At 61.3% G+C, this 17,336-nt stretch carries 18 protein-coding genes; 7 read left to right on the top strand and 11 right to left on the bottom strand.

Annotated elements, in window-relative coordinates; all coding sequences use genetic code 11:
• Positions 1-2 precede the first annotated feature (2 nt).
• A complete protein-coding gene (locus tag AC097P_RS19960; protein ID WP_479612185.1) occupies positions 3-926 on the top strand; it encodes an AraC family transcriptional regulator in 924 nt (307 codons plus the stop codon).
• 2 nt (positions 927-928) lie between these two features.
• On the opposite strand, the gene AC097P_RS19955 is transcribed toward AC097P_RS19960, so the two are convergent.
• Positions 929-1,942 (bottom strand): LysR family transcriptional regulator, encoded by a 1,014-nt coding sequence (locus AC097P_RS19955; protein WP_479612184.1) that lies wholly within the window; start codon positions 1,940-1,942, stop codon positions 929-931.
• 67 nt (positions 1,943-2,009) lie between these two features.
• On the opposite strand from AC097P_RS19955, the gene AC097P_RS19950 reads away from it, so the two are divergent.
• From AC097P_RS19950 to AC097P_RS19935, 4 genes are all read left to right on the top strand, one after another.
• Positions 2,010-3,014, top strand: a complete 1,005-nt coding sequence (locus tag AC097P_RS19950) for a tripartite tricarboxylate transporter substrate-binding protein (protein ID WP_479612183.1) — start codon at positions 2,010-2,012, stop codon at positions 3,012-3,014.
• Positions 3,011-3,886, top strand: coding sequence for a class I SAM-dependent methyltransferase (locus tag AC097P_RS19945; protein ID WP_479612182.1), 876 nt, complete (start codon positions 3,011-3,013; stop codon positions 3,884-3,886). The genes AC097P_RS19950 and AC097P_RS19945 overlap by 4 nt, the downstream gene beginning before the upstream one ends.
• A 79-nt stretch (positions 3,887-3,965) precedes the next feature.
• Positions 3,966-4,148 carry a hypothetical protein gene (locus AC097P_RS19940; protein WP_479612181.1) on the top strand — a complete coding sequence of 61 codons (183 nt, stop codon included), beginning with the start codon at positions 3,966-3,968 and terminating at the stop codon, positions 4,146-4,148.
• A 135-nt stretch (positions 4,149-4,283) separates the two neighbouring features.
• Positions 4,284-5,225, top strand: coding sequence for a response regulator (locus tag AC097P_RS19935; protein WP_479612180.1), 942 nt, complete (start codon positions 4,284-4,286; stop codon positions 5,223-5,225).
• 91 nt (positions 5,226-5,316) lie between these two features.
• Here AC097P_RS19935 and AC097P_RS19930 read toward each other — a convergent pair whose 3' ends face one another.
• The 5 genes from AC097P_RS19930 to AC097P_RS19910 all read right to left on the bottom strand — a co-directional run bounded on the left by AC097P_RS19930 (position 5,317) and on the right by AC097P_RS19910 (position 11,150).
• The gene (locus AC097P_RS19930; RefSeq protein ID WP_479612179.1) at positions 5,317-7,722 is read right to left on the bottom strand and encodes a patatin-like phospholipase family protein; all 2,406 of its coding nucleotides are present in this window, start codon (positions 7,720-7,722) and stop codon (positions 5,317-5,319) included.
• Between the two features lie 58 nt (positions 7,723-7,780).
• Positions 7,781-8,485, bottom strand: a complete 705-nt coding sequence (locus tag AC097P_RS19925; protein ID WP_479612178.1) for a glutathione S-transferase N-terminal domain-containing protein — start codon at positions 8,483-8,485, stop codon at positions 7,781-7,783.
• A gap of 203 nt (positions 8,486-8,688) precedes the next feature.
• Positions 8,689-9,609 carry an adenylate/guanylate cyclase domain-containing protein gene (locus AC097P_RS19920; protein ID WP_479612177.1) on the bottom strand — a complete coding sequence of 307 codons (921 nt, stop codon included), beginning with the start codon at positions 9,607-9,609 and terminating at the stop codon, positions 8,689-8,691.
• A 39-nt stretch (positions 9,610-9,648) separates the two neighbouring features.
• Positions 9,649-10,239, bottom strand: a complete 591-nt coding sequence (locus tag AC097P_RS19915) for a DUF1439 domain-containing protein (RefSeq protein WP_479612176.1) — start codon at positions 10,237-10,239, stop codon at positions 9,649-9,651.
• Positions 10,240-10,256: 17 nt separating this feature from the next.
• A complete protein-coding gene (locus AC097P_RS19910) occupies positions 10,257-11,150 on the bottom strand; it encodes a PA4780 family RIO1-like protein kinase (RefSeq protein ID WP_479612175.1) in 894 nt (297 codons plus the stop codon).
• A 189-nt stretch (positions 11,151-11,339) separates the two neighbouring features.
• Here AC097P_RS19910 and AC097P_RS19905 point away from each other — a divergent pair, with 189 nt between their 5' ends.
• Both AC097P_RS19905 and alkB read left to right on the top strand, forming a co-directional pair.
• Complete coding sequence (locus AC097P_RS19905; RefSeq protein ID WP_479612174.1) at positions 11,340-12,035, top strand: aspartate/glutamate racemase family protein; 696 nt, start codon at positions 11,340-11,342, stop codon at positions 12,033-12,035.
• Between the two features lie 81 nt (positions 12,036-12,116).
• A complete protein-coding gene (gene alkB, locus AC097P_RS19900; protein WP_479612327.1) occupies positions 12,117-12,791 on the top strand; it encodes a DNA oxidative demethylase AlkB in 675 nt (224 codons plus the stop codon).
• A 252-nt stretch (positions 12,792-13,043) separates the two neighbouring features.
• Here alkB and AC097P_RS19895 read toward each other — a convergent pair whose 3' ends face one another.
• From AC097P_RS19895 to AC097P_RS19875, 5 genes are all read right to left on the bottom strand, one after another.
• Positions 13,044-13,682: a Type 1 glutamine amidotransferase-like domain-containing protein gene (locus tag AC097P_RS19895; protein ID WP_479612173.1), complete on the bottom strand. Its 639-nt coding sequence runs from the start codon at positions 13,680-13,682 to the stop codon at positions 13,044-13,046.
• 76 nt (positions 13,683-13,758) lie between these two features.
• The gene (locus AC097P_RS19890) at positions 13,759-14,115 is read right to left on the bottom strand and encodes a DUF6404 family protein (protein ID WP_479612172.1); all 357 of its coding nucleotides are present in this window, start codon (positions 14,113-14,115) and stop codon (positions 13,759-13,761) included.
• A 159-nt stretch (positions 14,116-14,274) separates the two neighbouring features.
• Complete coding sequence (locus AC097P_RS19885) at positions 14,275-15,042, bottom strand: SDR family oxidoreductase (protein ID WP_479612171.1); 768 nt, start codon at positions 15,040-15,042, stop codon at positions 14,275-14,277.
• A gap of 81 nt (positions 15,043-15,123) precedes the next feature.
• A complete protein-coding gene (locus tag AC097P_RS19880) occupies positions 15,124-16,050 on the bottom strand; it encodes a pseudouridine-5'-phosphate glycosidase (protein WP_479612170.1) in 927 nt (308 codons plus the stop codon).
• On the bottom strand, positions 16,047-17,039 hold the full coding sequence (locus AC097P_RS19875; RefSeq protein WP_479612169.1) for a PfkB family carbohydrate kinase: 993 nt from the start codon (positions 17,037-17,039) through the stop codon (positions 16,047-16,049). The genes AC097P_RS19880 and AC097P_RS19875 overlap by 4 nt, the downstream gene beginning before the upstream one ends.
• Between the last annotated feature and the right edge of the window lie 297 nt (positions 17,040-17,336).

Below are 17,336 nucleotides of genomic sequence, written 5' to 3'. Positions count from 1 at the left end.
GAATGAACAAAGGCCACACCTGGACCGACTACCAAGAGCGCCTGAGCCGCGTCACTGCCTATATCCACGACCACCTGGCCGAGGAGCTGGACCTTAACAAGCTGGCCGAGGTGGCGCACTTGTCGCCCTTCCACTGGCACCGCGTCTACCAGGCGCTCAATGGCGAGAGCATTGCCAACACCGTGCGGCGTCTGCGCCTGACGCGGGGCACGGGTTACCTGGCCAACACCACGCTCACGGTGGAGCAGATCGCGCGCAAGTGCGGCTACCCCAATGCGCAGTCGTTCACGCGGGCCTTTACTGCTGTGTATGGCATGAGCCCAACGCGCTACCGCACCGAGGGCGCCCACGTCGCCTTCCGCCAGGCACTGGCCCAGGGCCAAGAGGCCAACACGGGAGGCTATCCGGTGGAGGTGCGGTGGGTGCCGGCCGTACCGATGGCAGGCTTTGCCCACCGCGGACCGTATATGCAGGTCGGCAAAGCCTTTGAGCAGGCCTACACACGCATGGCCGCGCAGGGCCTGGCCCAGCCAGACATGCGCTGGATGGCGGTCTATTACGACGACCCGTTTGCCGTGCCGGAGTCGCAGTTACGATCCCGCGCGGGCCTGAGCCTGCCGCCCGATGCAATGGCCCAGCCGCCGCTGGAACCGTTCACGCTGGGCGATTGCTGGTGCGCCGTGTTGCGCCACCAGGGGCCGTATGCCACGATGCGTGCAGCTTACCAGTGGCTGTATGGATATTGGCTGGTGCAGTCGGGTTATGAGGCGGCCGACAGCCCGGTTTTTGAGGACTACCTGAACAACCCGCGCGACACGGCCCCGGACCAGTTGTTATCGGATATTTATTTGCCGCTGGTAAACGGGTACGCGGCCAGTGGGGAGCCCCTTCGTATTCCTGTAACAGCCGTGACGAGCGCCTGTTGAAATTACCGCAAAGTCTGCTGAGCCAGCGGTGTTGTGCTGCGCAATGCACCGGTAAGCGCGATACGGTGTGCGATGGAAATGATCGCGTCGGCAGCAGCTTTCGCCGACGCAGTTGCAGGTGATCCCACTCGGGTGTACAGCCCCAGATGGATCGGCAAAAGCGGTTGCGCCAGTACCAGCTCATCAAGTTGCCCGGACTTTATGCAGGAATGTAGTAACGCCGGTGGCAGTACACCAAGCATGTCGGTCGCAGCAATCAAATCAAGCGCAACGAAGTAGGAGCCACAGTGTATTGTTGGCTGCGGCGCGGGCAAGCCTGCGGCGATAAACGATCGACTCACAACATCGTCTGCGCTGTCGTGTGCGGTCATGTAGAGCCACTTTGCGTCCAACAGATCCGACAAATGCACTTTACCCAAGGCGAGCAAAGCATGCCCGCGACGTACGGCAATACGCACATTGATTTCGGCCAGTGGCCGGTAGTCGAGGCCTGCGTCCAGGTTGATGCGCGTGCGTTGTGTCACGGCGAGGTCCATCACTTCGTCGCGTACGAGTGGCAGCAGGGCGCTGGGTGTGGTTTCGAGAATTCGGATGCGAGTCTGTGGCCGATCACGTTGCAGCGTGAGCGCGAGTTCGGGCAGGAACAGGCTCGCGCCCACAGGCGAAAGTCCTAGCGACAACAGGCCGCTTCCGTCGTCAACCGTACTCCTGGCCTCTTCGGCCGCCTTGCGCAACTCCGCCTCCGCAACCCGCGCGCGGGCCAGGAAAGCGCTGCCCGCTGCCGTGAGCAATACTCCCCGTCCGCTGCGCAGCAACAGTTGGACACCAAGTTCTTCTTCCAGCTGTTGCAAGGCACGTGACAGCGCTGGCTGGGACATTCCCAGCTGTCGCGCGGCGCCACGAACACTTCCGGCGTCGACGATGCTGATGAATTGCTCAATCCGTTGTAGCCGCATTTCTGGAGTTGGTCCTTGTAAACGCCTCGGTGATGCCCAACAAGCATCGGCTTGCTGCATCGCGCATCTTCCCATAGGGCGGGTGGTTCTGCAAACATTCGGGCCAGTCCCACCTTTTTGAACAAACATGATCACAACCCATACCCAACGACGCCGCTTTCTCAAGTTCGGTTGTGCCGCCACTGCCACGCTGCTTAACGCAGGAACCATGCAATCGGTCATCGCACAGACTTCCAGTGCAGCGCTGCGGGTGCTGTGCTCCGGGCCTCCGGGCAGTATCCCCGACACCGTGGCGCGGCGCATTGCCGAGCAATTGACGGCCCGGGGTGGTCGCACAACCGTGGTCGACAACCGGCCCGGCGCAGCGGGTCAGATTGCAGTGAACGCGCTCAAAGCGTCACCTACCGATGGTTTGACGGTCCTGCTGGCCCAAGGCGCCGTGGCCACCGTCTATCCGTATCTGTACGACAAGCTTGCCTATGACCCAACACGCGACTTGCAGGCTGTATCGCTGGCAGGAGAAATGACATTGGGATTGGCCGTTGGCCCGGCGGTACCTGCCAGTGTGACCACCATTGGCGAAATGCTCGATTGGATGCGCGCGAATCCGAAACTCGCAAACGCCGGATCCCCCGGTATCGGTACACTGCCGCACCTGCTGGAGGCGATGCTGTTTCGCGAGGCGGATGTGCCTTGGCAGCACGTGGTGTATGCCGGCGGGCCGCCAGCGATGGTTGACTTGCTCGCCGGGCATATTGCGGTGTTGGTGTTGCCGGAAGGCTTGCTGCGCCCGCACAAGGCGACGGGCAAGATTCGCGTACTGGCCACTTCAGGCCCGCAGCGCAGCGTGTACCTTCCGGACGTGCCATCGCTGGTCGAGCTCGGTTTTGCGGATCTCGTGGTGCGGGAATGGTTTGCGTTTTTCATGCCTGCGCATGTGCCGGCAGCGGTCGTCGATGCCACGTCACAGGCTTTGCACAACGCTATTGCTCGCCCGGAGCTGATCGCTGCGTTTTCGGATCTTGGAATGGCGGCGGCATCGAGCACGCCAGCCGCATTGGCGAAACGCATCGAAGTCGAACAGCGCTACTGGCAACGAACCCTTCGCACCACCGGGATTCGCGCAGAATGAGCGCGTTTACGGGTGACGACCAGGTGACTCCACGCGACCCGGATTGGCATCCCTGGGACTACGCAGCCGCGGGCTGGAACGTCCACACGCGCATCATTCGCCAGTGGTTGCACAACGCCACGCGCATGATGCTTGATGCAGCGCAAATCGGAGCCGGCTCGCGCGTTCTGGACATTGCCGCAGGTGCTGGCGACCAAACGCTTGATATCGCGCGCCGCGTGGGCAAAGTAGGCTATGTGCTCGCTACCGATATTTCAATGCGTATCCTCGAAATGGCCCTGCACAATGCCCAAGCCGAAGGTTTCTTGCATGTAGAAACTCGCGTCGCCGACGCGCAATCACTCAAGCTTGAGGGGGCAGGATTCGACGCTACCGTGTGTCGACTCGGGCTGATGTTTTGCACCGATCCGCTTGCCGCGCTAAAAGGTGCGCACGCCGCGCTAAAGCCAGGCGGCCACTTTAGTGCCCTCGTGTTCGCTGGCCCGCAGGGCAATCCTTGTCTCGAGATCATGATGCACACCGCGCTCAAACATGCGGGACGACCGGGCGGCTCGCCTTTTGCGCCCGGCACGCTGATGAGTCTCGGGAAGCCGGGCTTGGTCGTGGATTTGCTGGACCAGGCCGGCTTCCTAGAAATCGATGTGCAGCCCCTTGCCGCTCCATTCAACCTGGCGACCAGCCGCCATTACATTGACTTCGTTCGCAGTGCGGGAGCGCCGGTCATGCAAATTCTCGCACCGTTGAGTCAGGCGAAACAGCACGCGGCTTGGGACGATATGCAAAAGCAGTTAAGCGTATTCGAAGCAGGAAATGGCTGGACGGGGCCGCATGAATTGTTGCTGTGCACGGCAACGTCAAAGCACCAACCGTGATGGCCTCCATCGTCGTCAATACCCATTGCGCCTGCCGTTAATCCGCAGTTGCCAGTTCCGGCGCTGGTAAACCGTAGTCGTGTGTCACACCCTCCACGCGCAGCGTCGCGACCATTTGGCCGGTGCGTTGGGTGCAGCGCTGCTCGTCTGTGTGTTCGAGCTGGGTTGGGCCCGGCGTGCTAAAGATTTGCGTGTGGTGCAGTTCACCGAGCGCGGTGAATACACGTTCCGCCAATTGTTCGTGTTGGGAACTTTGGCCTAGGCTACGGACCACTGCAAAACGTTACCAACCGAAGGGCCTATGTTTGCAAGCGCACAGAATATCGTGAGATATAGTTTAAGCTTCTAAACATAGGCCCAGCCCCGGGCAAATAGGCACAGTGCTGCCACGAGAGCCATGGTAATCACTACTGCCGATATTTTGAACGCCAGTATTCTGATTGTTGACGATCAGAAAGCCAATGTCGATTTGTTGGAGGAACTCTTGCGAGGCGGCGGCTTTCAATGCATTGCGACAACGACAGAACCCCAGACCGTTTGCGCACTTCATCAGCGCAACCAATACGATTTGATATTGCTTGATCTGCAGATGCCAGGCATGGATGGCTTCAAGGTAATGGAGTCCATGCGGGAGGCGGAACCTGCTGGCTACACGCCCATTTTGGTTATCACGGGGCATCAAAACCAAAAGCTGCGGGCGCTCGCCTCGGGCGCAAAAGACTTTATCGTCAAGCCGTTTGATGTGGTCGAACTCACCATGCGCATCCGCAACATGCTGGAAGTTCGCCTGCTTTACAAACGACTCGATCAACAAAACCAGGAACTGAAGTCGCTGGCGCTGCATGATGAGTTGACGGGGTTACCCAATAGGCGGCTGCTGATGGACCGGCTAGCCTTGGCCATTGCCCATGCGCGCAGGGGTCAGCGCACCATGGCAGTGATGTTCATCGATTTGGACGGCTTTAAACAGATTAACGATACCTTTGGCCATGATGGGGGCGATGACCTGCTGTGCCAAGTAGCTGCTCGCTTGGTAGCTACCGTACGCCAAGAGGATACGGTTGCGCGATTGGGTGGAGATGAATTCATGATCGCGCTGCCGGAATTGAGCCATGCTGACGATGCTGCCGAGTTGGGCGCAACGGTGATACAGGCCGTATCAAAGCCTTACCGCATTCAGGGCCAGTACGTGCACGTGACTGCCAGCGTGGGTCTGAGCGTCTATCCAGTCCATGGCGAAGACGTGGAGACGCTGATGAAGAGCGCGGACCTGGCCTTGTACGAGGCCAAGCATTCCGGGAAAAACGACTATCGAATGTCACGCCCTATGGATTTGTAGTCGGGCACGTGCATCTGTTACGGAACGTCGATAGTTCCTACTAGCCAACGCAAACTGCCTGCCAAAGATGCCACCGAGCCCAGCATGATGGTCAGTAGCTGTCTTCGTTGTTGTTGTCACGGTCGCCGTTGAGGTGGTATCTGAAAATGGCAAGGGCCTGTGCGGTTAGCAGCTGTCCCTGGCGCAGCCCCAGCTGGTGGTAAGCCTCCCATTGCGCTTCGTCAAAAAACTGGTCAGACGTGGCCTGCTGGGGGAAGCTGGCATTGCGCGACGCATAACCGGCAATCTCCAACGGCAGTGCCTCCAGCAGGCGCGGCTTGACGACGACCAGTAGTCCTGGTGGCGCACCACCGTCGTAGAGTATGCGTGCCAGCAACAGGCATTGTGGCCCCGTAGCAGCGTTGACCGTTTTGACTGTACCGACCAGCGCAAACAGGGCGGCCTCTTCGGCCGTGCGCGCCGCCAGGCTGGCCGGATCCACAAAATCGATGCTAGCGCCAAAATCGATCTCGGCCTTGCGCGCCATGTTCTCCAGGTCTCCGAAGCCATACAGAGGGTCGGCGCCGCAGTCGGCCAACACAATGACTTCGAGCCGGCGTTTCAGCAATGCGTAGACACCGGTGTTGTCAAAGTGCCCGCCATCAGACACATACCAGGCATTGCTGCGCAAACCGGGGAACCGCGCCAGGCACTCGGCCAGTAACAGCGCCGGCTTGGGCAAGCGTGTCGCGAAGTAAGGTACGGGTGGCTTGGCCGTAGGCTCGGGCGGGGGCAGCAGATTGGGCGTCCAGTAACCCAGGCGCAGGCCAGACATGAACATCAGTGCGGCCAGACCTGGTGAGGTTTGGGAGCCCATGCCGCTACCGGCCGCCGCGCCGGAGATGGCCACCCAGCGCGACAGGGTTCCTACGGCCGGCAGTTGGGCCAGCGGCGTGGGCATGTTGGTACCGGTCTCGGCACCGAGCGCACTGACGGCCAGCGCAATACCCAGGCGGTCGGCGTTGTAGTTGCCGGTGCGGTCATCCACCGACTGGTTGATGCAGCAGCCCATCAGGTGGATGGGGCCACCGTGGGCGTGGGGCTGGTAGTCAGCCAGCGCGATGTCGTCGCCATCGACTGACTCTATCAAGCTGGCGACCCGCTCGGTGGCGGCGTGCGTCGCGGTGCGCAACGGCGAGCCATCGGGAAAGCGCGTCTTAGCAGAGGCCTGGCCGCGGGCGGCGTAATTGCCGACCGACACATAGGCCCGCTCAATGCGCGCGCGGTAGAAGTGGTGCAGCGACGACAGATTTAACGCATCGATGTCAGCCCGCGTCAGCCACACATAGACCAGCGTGGCCGCCAGTACCGGCCACGCCGCCCAGGAACCCTGGGCTTGTAACAGCGCGCGCAGGGCCGTCAGCCAAGCCAGCGCCAACAGCAGCAGCAACAGCAGGCCCACGGCGTTGAGCAGGGTCTGGGTCTTCAGCGGCTTGGCGCGGCAGTTGGCGATCCAGCGCAGCAGTGTTGGCAGGCTGGCACGCAACAATGCAATGGTCAGCGCCCAGCCCCCCAGGCTTTTGGCGTGCGGTGCCGACGTGCCGGGAAACCAGAGCAGTAATTGTGTCGCCGTCCAGTCCAGCAGGCCGACAAAAGCCAGTGCCCCAAACCACCACAGCGCAGCACCCAGCCGTTTGGTGTGCCGCAGGCGCCGCGCCGCCAGGTCATCTGCGGGGGGTGGCCGCAGCGACAGTACGGCCGCCGTAAAAGGCGCAAACAGCATCAGCACTCCCAGCGTCTGCAATGCCAGCAGCGCAGTGATACCGTTCGCGTAGATGGACTGCCAAGCTACCAGCAGGTGGCTGCCCAGCCAGGCGGCCAGGCCACCGGTCAACAGCGTACCGCCCAGATTGGCCAACTGTGTCTGCACACTGGGCCACGGCCGGCACAGCCAGTAGCGAAAGAGGCTGTGCGTGCCAGCGAATAGCGGTAGCGCCAGCAGGCACCACCACAGCGACCCGGCCTGCATGCCCGCAACCCCCATCAGCACATAGGGCAACAATATCGTGGCCGCGCACAGCAACAGCAGCACAGCCAGCTCGAATTGCGAAAACAAAATATTGCGCAGCATGGACGCTGCAGCCTGGCCGCGGTCCCGCAAGCCGGCCGGTGTAAGGTAACGGCCATTGCTGCGCAGCCACCACAGCAGCAGCGTGTCGTCCTGGTCCAGGCGCTGCTGCACCTGGCTTGCCGTGGTGTCAGGCTGGTACAAGCGCCCCAGTGCCGAGCCGATATAACCGCCGCCGGACACGGTGGACAAGTAGTCAAAACGGGTCAGCATCTTCTCGCGCGCCAAGCCGCGCAGCAGGCCGAAGCAGAAGGTAGCACTGCGCAGTCCGCCGCCCGATAGCGCCAGGCCATAGCGCGTCCCGTCACCATCCACGCCGGCAAGGGCGCGGCGTTTCGCGACCAGGCGATCTTCTGATTCGGGCAGCGGGGTGGTTGGTGCGTCGGCCATGGCGTGGGGCTCAGGGAGCCACTATACGACTCGCGTCATCTCGCCGCCGCGGGGCCTGCTAACCGCGACTCGGTATGGTCAGGCCGCGCACTACGGCTGGCCGCGCCACAAACGCGGCCAGCACGCGGCTGACCTCCGGGAAATTGTCGATGCCAACCAAGTCGCCCGCAGCATAGAAGCCGATCAGGTTGCGCACCCACGGGAAGATGGCAATATCGGCGATTGTGTAATCTTCGCCCATGATCCAGGCGCGGCCGCTGAGGCGTTTGTCCAGCACGCCCAGCAGGCGTTTGGCCTCGTCGATGTAGCGGTCGCGCGGGCGCTTGTCCTCAAACTCCTTGCCAGCAAACTTGTGGAAGAAACCCACCTGGCCAAACATGGGCCCCACGCCGCCCATTTGCCACATCAGCCACTGGATGGTCTCGTAGCGGCGGGCCGGATCGCTGGGCAGGCACTGGCCCGTCTTCTCGGCCAGGTAGATCAAGATCGCACCGGATTCAAACAGCGCCAGCGGCTGGCCGCCGGGACCATTGGGGTCGATGATGGCGGGGATCTTGTTGTTGGGGTTCAATGACAGAAACTCGGGCGACATCTGGTCGTTGGTGTCAAAGCTGACCAGGTGCGGCTCGTAGGGCAGGCCGGTTTCTTCCAGCAGTATGGACACCTTGACTCCGTTGGGCGTGGGCAACGAGTACAGCTGCACGCGCTCGGGGTGTTGGGCTGGCCATTTGGCGTGGATAGGGAAGCGGGACAGGCTGGACATTCGTTTCCTTGGGTTTGACGGTTGGTGGTAAACAAAACTCAGCGCCATTGTGTCCGCAGCGCAATGGGCCCGTGCAAACAGGGTTTTTGCTGAAGCATTCAAGTAAAACTGGGCTGTAGCCCTCGTGCAGCTTGCGTAAGCCGCTATAAAATCAGGAGCATGACAGCCCAAGTTCTACTCCAGGTTTCGTTGCGCCAAGGGCTTCACGCCCCCACGGCCTCCTGTATCGAGAAGCTGATGCACGGTGCGCTAAAGTCGTCGAACGATGCGCCCAATGTGAACTCGCCATTGCCCAGCAGCGCGCACTCCTGGCGCCGCAACGGGATGACGGAGTCGTTGCCATCAAAGCGCACCCACGTGCCGTAGCTGCTCAGGTCTTCCAATATCAGGTTACCGCCCCTGCGGTCTATGCGCACATGCATCCGCGACACCCGCTGGTCGTTGACCGGAAAGTGGGAGTCGTTTTCGCGCCCCACATAGATGGGGAAATCCAGGCCGGCAAACGTGATGCTCACATCCATGCAGGTCAGCGTGATGCTGCTCAGGGGCCGTACGGCCGATGCCGTCAGCATGTCCAGCGAGGCCGGCATCGTCAAAAATTCAGACGACTCATCACCCTGCCACTCGACGCGGTGCACCTCCACCCGTTCGGCCTTGCCGCGGATGTCCATCAGCCCCAGGTTACGCGAGCGTGTGCTGCCGTGGTCGACGAGTGCGGTGATGACGCTCTGCGATACCAGTATCTGCTCGGCCCCGGCCAAGTCGCTCAGGCGTGAAGCCAAATTCACCGCGTCGCCAAAGCAGTCGCCGTCCTGCTCGACAACGGGGCCGCGCGCCATACCGACCTTGATTTTCATGCGCACGCGTTCGGGCCAACTGCTGATGCGGTCGTGGTGCAAGCGCTGCATCTCCGCCATGGCGTGCACGGCGCCGGTGTTTTCGGAGAAGGCCATCAGCACGCCATCGCCCAGGTATTTGATGACCCGGCCGCCGCGCGCCTCACACAGCTTGCCGATCCACTGCGTGGCCCGTGTCAGTGTCTCGGCCGCTTTGGAGTTGCCTAGTGATTCGTACAGACCGGTGCTGCCTGTGAAATCTGCAAAGACAATCGTCGTGTCGACCATGGGAGGGGGCTACTGAAATGGGTATAGAACAAGCTTCGATTATGGTGCCTTTGCGGGGGCTTTTGGCACAAAGCCTATGACCAAGCCAGCATCGGTGACGGCTACGCTGCCGGGTTGCAAACCCATGACGTCGGCCAGGGCCGTGTCTTGCGGACGCAGTTGGTGCACAACCACTTCCAGTAGCGATTGCTGCGCCAGTGCCGGGCCGTAGGTGTTGAGCATGTCCACGACAGCAGGCTGCAGGGTGGGGAACTGCAGCCGCGTGAAGCGCAGTTGGTGGGCGCGCAGCGTGCGGTCGCTGGCCTCGTAGCGCAGCGCAAAACTGGTCTCAAAACTTCCCTGGTGGCTGCGCTGCAGCGCGGGGCCGGCCGCGTCCACCGCCATCATTGCACTGACGCGGTTCTGTTCGGGCAGCAGCCGAAGTTCGGGCAGTTGCAGGCTCAGGCTCAGCACGCCGGGCACGGGATAGCGCAGCGGGAAGCGCTGCGCCAGCGCGCGCTGGAGCTGCTGCAGGGAAACGGTGTGGTGCGGCCTGGCCGGCGAATCGGTGTCTGCTTCCTCCGCAGACACCCAGCGCGTGCACGCCAGGGCCGCGATTGCCGCCATCCTTCCAATAACTCTGCGCTGCATGCGTATCGTTCCTTTGCCTAGTGTCCGGCTGGCGCAGCAGTTTGCATACGCAACCTGCGCGCGGCATCCTCGGCCCGGGCATCATCGATCTCGCGCAGCACGGCCTGCATGTCCACATCGGCATGGGCACGTTCAAAGCGCCCGGTCAGCACGGTCTCGTTGCTGAGCAGGCCGGCCTGGTACAGGCTCCAGATCTCGGGGCCGTAGTCGGTGTCGCGCAGTTCGGGTGCAAATTGGCCAAAGAAGTCGCGCAGATTGTTGACGTCGCGCAGCAGCATGCGCTGTGCGTGGTTGTTGCCAGCCGCGTCCACCGCCTGTGGCAGGTCGATGATGACCGGCACGTCGCCACCCTCGGCGCCGTCGCCATCACCATCCGTGTGTGCCAGCAAAATATTGAATTCGGATAAGTCGCCGTGCACGACGCCCGCGCACAGCATGCGCACCACCTCGGCGACCAGCGTGGCATGGTGGGTGCAGGCTTGCTCGGCGGTGAAGGCCACATCGTTCAATCGCGGGGCCGCGTCGCCGTTGGCGTCGGTCACCAACTCCATCAGCAGCACGCCGTCGTGAAAGTTATAGGGCTGCGGCACGCGCACGCCGGCGGCCGCCAGGCGGTACAGCGCATCGACTTCGGCGCTTTGCCACGCGGCTTCCTGCTCCTGGCGGCCAAACTTGCTGCCCTTGGCCATCGCGCGCGCCGAGCGGGAGTTCTTGACCTTGCGGTTTTCGGTGTAGTCCACGGCCTGGCGAAAGCTGCGGTGGGTGGCTTCCTTGTAGATCTTGGCGCAGCGGGTTTCATCACCGCAGCGCACAACAAACACCATGGCTTCCTTGCCGCTCATCAACTGGCGCACGACGCTGTCGATCAGGCCTTCTTCAATGAGGGATTGCAGTCGGGGAGGGGCTTTCATGTGTGGGCAATATGGCTAATCGGGGAAAGGACTGCATTGTCCCCCACTCAGACGACATGCGTATGCGCGCCTGCAGGCGCCGCCGTGGCGCGCTACATTGGGTCTGCGTGCGAAGAGACCCTTGAAAAAATTCTGCCCTATCACCAACTGGAGTAGCCTATCCTACGCACCCCGTACAACCCTCCACCCATGCCCCAACACATCGGAATTGTCGGCTGCTCCGCCGAAGGCGCCTCACTGTGCTACCGCACCATTTGCAGCGAAGGTGCGCAATTGCTTGGCCCCCATGCACACCCCGAGGTGTCGATGCACACGCCGTCGCTAGCCGACTATGTGCGCTGTCTCAACGCGGGTGATGTGCAAGGGGTGGGAGACCTGATGTTGGCATCGGCCCACAAGCTGGCGGCCGCCAGCGTCGATTTTTTGATCTGCCCGGACAACACCATCCACCAGGCATTTGACTATGTGGTTGCGCGCTCCCCCTTGCCTTGGCTACACATTGCCGAGGTTGTGGCGGAGCAAGCTGCGGCGCGCGGCTATCGCCGCCTGGGGCTCACCGGTACTCGTTGGCTGGTAGACAGTGCGGTCTACCCCGACAAGCTGGCCGCGCTGGGGTTGGCATTTGTGCGCCCCACGGGGCAAGAGCGCGTTGAGATCAACCGCATCATCATGGATGAGCTGGTGTGTGGCGTGGTCACACCCGAGGCCGTTGCCTATTTCCAGCAGGTCATTGAGCGGTTGAAGCGTGAGGAGGGTTGCGACGCCGTCATCCTAGGTTGCACCGAGATACCGCTGATCATCAGCGATGCCAACTCCACACTGCCTACGCTGGACTCCACGCGGCTGTTGGCGCGCGCCGCGCTGCAACGCGCAGTACGGGTGTAGCGGCAGATGGTATTTGAAAGAACTGGCCGTTAGCCCTCGTCGATACTGCAGTATTCACTATCAAAAACAGAGCAATCGGTGATTCCGCAAGATCTCTTCAACGACCTGCCAACCTCGCCCGAAGCCGCACAGATGTCGCTCGCTCCGGGCGCCGCGCTACTGCGCGGTTTTGCGCAGAGCATGGACGGGCAGTTGCTGCCAGCCATAGATGCCGTCATCGCCAAAGCGCCGCTGCGCCACATGCAAACACCTGGCGGCTACACGATGTCGGTGGCCACCACCAGTTGCGGATCGCTGGGCTGGGTGTCGGATACGCGAGGTTACCGCTACGCCGCGCAAGATCCGCTCTCCGGGCAGCCCTGGCCCGCGATGCCGGCCTGCTTCGTAGACCTGGCACGCAACGCGGCTGCCCAGGCCGGTTACGACAACTTCGCTCCCGAGTCCTGTCTGATCAACACGTATCTGCCCGGTGCCAAGCTGTCGCTGCACCAGGACAAGGACGAGAAGGACTTATCCGCACCCATCGTGTCGGTGTCGTTGGGTCTGCCGGCCGTGTTCCTGTTCGGTGGCCTCAAGCGCAGCGAAAAGACGCAGCGCTATCGATTGACGCACGGCGATGTAGTTGTGTGGGGCGGGGCTTCGCGCTTGGCTTACCACGGGGTCATGCCGCTGGCCGATGGAGACCATGCATGGCTGGGACGCAAGCGCATCAATCTGACGTTTCGGCGAGTAGGGGTCAAACTAGCGCAACCGTAAGCACCACAGAAAACGCGAAGGGCCCGGTGTGCGGCGTTAGTAAGCGGCGGTTGGCGACTTTGGATCCAATGGCACAAAGCGGATGTCTAATAGCTGCAGGTCTCGGCAACATTGTCTTTGGTTTTCCATCTTTCAACACACACGGCACTATGCCTATTGCGATACTTGAGAAGAGCCGCAACTGCCCCAGTGTCGATACGCCAACGCCGGACTGGGCAGCAAGGGAGCAATAACTAATTTTCGGCTATCGAACTAGGGTTGTTGACCGAAAAGCTCAACCTGACCGAATGACTTCACTTGCATATCGTTGACAACCACTGCACAACCGTCCGGACAGGCATACAGCGTGTCGTAGGTTTCAAGGAGGGGGCATCCTGTAAGGCGTGCTCCGCTGTGCGGTGGAAAGTGGGGCCAAAATCCGAACTGCACTAAAGACAGTCCCTTTTCGTCAACCACATCGTTCGGTTTGACATCTCCGCAAAGGGCTGCACTTGCAACTGATTTTGTGAGCATGATTGCGCCTGCACTGACCCCGATCAACGGCCTTCCACTCTTTGCAAAATGAGTCAACGCATGGAATAAATTCGATCTGCGAAGCCACTGCAAAAAAGTAAACGTGTTGCCGCCTGATAGATGAATGGCGTCACATTGCTGAAGCTTCGCAATGCTGTCACCCGAGTCCGATGCCTCGTCGACGTAGAAGTCGAGCTTCGCGCCGATTTCCGAGTAATAGGTTGCTCGATCCTTAAAGAAGGTCCGATCCGGATCGGGGCCTGACGAAACATACCCAATTTTGGCGACTTTGCGACTAATTGCAGAGAGGACACTTCTATCCGCGGAACGACTATGAGGACCAAGCTGGTTGCTGTGAAGAACAAGCTGAAGGGACATAGTTTCGCGGCGCATTATTGGGTTCAGAAAAAAAACAGAGTTTGCAGCTTTAACGCCTAAGCCAGGTGTGCGGCCCCTACGCCGAGAACCCAGCCCACGAGCCCAGGCGGTGCTTGCGCGCCATGTGACGGTAGTAGGCAGCCATGATCAGCCCGAACACGGCGCCAGTAAATAGCGCGACCCAGAGGGCTTTACTAACCGGCATCTCGCGAAGTCCGCGATTTCCTAGTAGCCAAGCACCGAGTCCAAACAGCGGACCAAAAAGGCCGCCCGCAATCAGCGCGAGCGACACGAAGCCCAGAAATGGAGGCGGCGGAATCTTGATGCCAATGGACCAGAGCACGCCCCAGGCAGGTGGGAAGGCAGTGGCTTCACTGATACCTTTGGCTGCCATGTACTGCTTGTAGTTATCGAGCTTGCTCAACTGTGTCATGCGCACCTACGAATCAAGTGATATAGGCTAACCACTATATCGCGTTGAACCAAGAAATGAAATGCCGGCTCCCGCTCTCGAACCTGAGTTCCCGCTGCATCGACGAGAGTGGCCTCAAAGTCACCGCTCGGCTCTCAACAACGCAATCCGCAAAGTCACCTATCCCCGCGCGTGCGTCACGCCACCATCGACGATCAGCGTGGAGCCGACCACGTAGTCACCAGCGCGGGATGCGAGGTAGATCGCGGCACCAGCCATATCCTCCGTCGTGCCGATGCGCCCGGCGGGGATGCGGGCCGACACCTCAATCGCGTGGTCGCGTGCATCCTTATTCATTTCAGACGCAAAGGCGCCGGGTGCAATAGCGGTGGTGACAATGTTGTCCTTTACCAGGTGAAGCGCCATACGCCGCGTCATATGGATCAGTCCGGCCTTGCTGGCGGCGTACGAATAGGTCTCCATGGGGTTGACGGAAACACCATCGATGGACGCGATGTTGATGACCTTTGCTACGCGCTGCTGGCCCGCCCTGCGCAGATGGCCGTGGAGAGCTTGCGTCAAAAAAAACGGCGTCTTCAGGTTCAGATCCATGACCTTGTCCCAGCCGCTTTCGGGAAACTCGGCAAAGGGCGCACCCCAGGCGGCACCGGCATTGTTGACGAGGATGTCGAGCTGGTCTTCCCGCGCGGAATAGGCGGCTACCAACACGCGAACGCCTTCGACAGTGGATACATCGGCTGGCAGCGATACGCAGGTACCAAAGGCCGAAAGTTCAGCGGCGGTCTGGTCACAGGCCGCAGCCTTGCGCGCGCTGATGTAGACCTTGGCGCCTTGCTTCAAAAAGCCTTCGGCAATCATGCGGCCAATGCCGCGCGAGCCGCCAGTGATCAGCGCCGTGCGGCCTTGCAGGGAAAAGAGTTCATTCATGGTGGCAATGCTCCAGGGTTGGGTGCGTGGCAGGTTGAGATGGCAACAAGCTTAGAAGCAAAGACCGCCGCCGTCGGTCACCTAGGTGATTGCCTCGTAAGCCTGCGCCACGGCAGACGCTAGCCGTGCATTGTTCAGCACCAGCTGGATGTTGGCGGCCAGGCTGTCGCCGCCCGTCAGCTCACAGACCCGGGCCAGCAAGAACGGAGTCGACTCCTTGCCCCCAATGTGCTGCGCCTGTGCCTCTTGCAGCGCCTGCTCCACCGCCGCGTCGATGGCGGCGCGCGGCATTGCAAACGCTTCCGGGATCGGGTTGGCCACAACCATGCCACCACGCAGGCCCATGGCCCACTTGGCGTGCATGACCTCGGCAATGGCCCGCGGTGTGTCGAGTTGGTAGTCCACCTTGAATGCGCTGTCCCGCGTGAAGAACGCTGGCAGCCACGGCGTCTGGTAACCGACCACCGGCACGCCATGCGTCTCCAAATATTCGAGCGTGAGGCGCAGGTCGAGGATGGACTTGGCACCCGCGCAGACCACGGCCACGGGCGTCTGTGCCAGTTCCTGCAGGTCGGCCGAAATATCAAAGCTCAACTCGGCGCCGCGGTGCACGCCGCCTATGCCACCGGTGGCAAACACGCGTATGCCGGCCATCGCGGCAATCACCATCGTGGACGCCACGGTGGTCGCACCCGTTGCGCTGGCCGCTACGATGAAGGGGATGTCGCGTCGGCTGACCTTGGTCACACTGCGCCCGGTCGTGCCCAGCACTTCGATCTCGGGCGGCGTCAGGCCCACCTTGAGCCGGCCATTGATGATGGCGATGGTTGCCGGCACGGCACCGTGCTTGCGCACTTCGGCTTCCACTTCCAGCGCGGTCGCCACATTCTGCGGATACGGCATGCCATGGGAAATGATGGTGGACTCTAGTGCCACGACCGGCTGCTTGTGTGCCAGTGCGTGCGCAACTTCGGAGTGGATGTCGAGATAGGAGTTTGTGTTTGTCATAGTCGGTTGGAATTGTGCATGCACTGTTCTGCGGCTGCCACCGATAGAGCAGGGTGGTTGGCGTGTTCAGACGTCAGCGTCAGCGCCGCGCAGCCCAGTGCAAACGGTATACCCGCACGCAAATCGCGCTGGGCTACAAAGGCGTGCACCAGCCCGGCCATCAGCGCGTCGCCAGCGCCGGTGGTGTTGACGACCGTGCAGGGCAATGCGGCACACCAGCCCTGGCTTGCGTTGCGCACACTCCAGTAGACACCACGCTCACCCAGGCTCAGCACCACTTGCTCCACGCCCAGCGTGTGCAGGCATTGCGCAGCCCGTTCGATGTCGGCATCGGTCTGGATCTCAAACTGGCACAGCGCCTGGGCTTCCAGTCGGTTGACTTTCAACAGATGGACCTGCGCCAGCCAGGGCGCTACGCGTTGGCACTTGAAGGCCGACACCGCATCCACAAAAACTGGCGTGCCCGCGTGGTTGGCAAAAACCCATTCCAAAGCTGGGGCATCCACATTGCAATCCACGACCAGTGCAACAGCTTGCTGCACCCACGGTGTACGAGGCGCCAGGCGCGCGGCGGTGATGCATGCCAGGATGTCCATGTCATTGACGGCCACAGCCATGTCGCCGTCCGGCCCGTGCAGCGACAGGTAGGTCGACGTGGCTGCGTCCGCCAGTACCCAGCTGCCGCTGACATCTACGCCCGCCTGGCGGGTCGTCTCCAGCAAACTGCGTCCATACAGGTCGTCACCGACGGCCGTCAGCAGGCGGGTGGTGTTGCCCAGCCGCGCCAGGTTTTCGGCCACATTGCGGGCCACGCCACCGGGTGCGCAGCGGATATGGCCGGGGTTGGAATCGGACAGCACCAGCGGGCGCGTTGTGCTGCCCGAGATGTCCATATTTGCGCCACCCAGCACCAGTACAAAAGGGCGCTTGGTGTCGGCTTCGGTGTCGTCGCGATGCGTCGCGTGGTTGGGGTGGTCGCTGCTGAGCATGCGGCGATGGTAAAGCAGCGTGGTATGCTCAAACCCATGTTGTGCCATCTCAAGCCCTACCCTACTCACACCGTGCAAACGGTATGTGGCGGTGCGCCCGTGATGGCCCACAACATGATTACCACCATTATGAACACGGCCGCCTGAGCGTCGTTCAGGTGGCCGTTCCGGCTGCCTACTGGTGTCTCTCCCCCCCGATAGAACAACCCCAGCACAGGCAGCTGGGTTAGCAATCGTTCGTCGGAGAGAGAGTTTTATGTACCAAGATCACCAAGCCAGCTTTGCTGTCATTAGCCA

Source organism: Rhodoferax sp. ZS1R8 (assembly GCF_056521325.1).
Note: the sequence above shows the minus strand (reverse complement) of the source record. Positions and strands in the feature narration are given on the sequence as shown.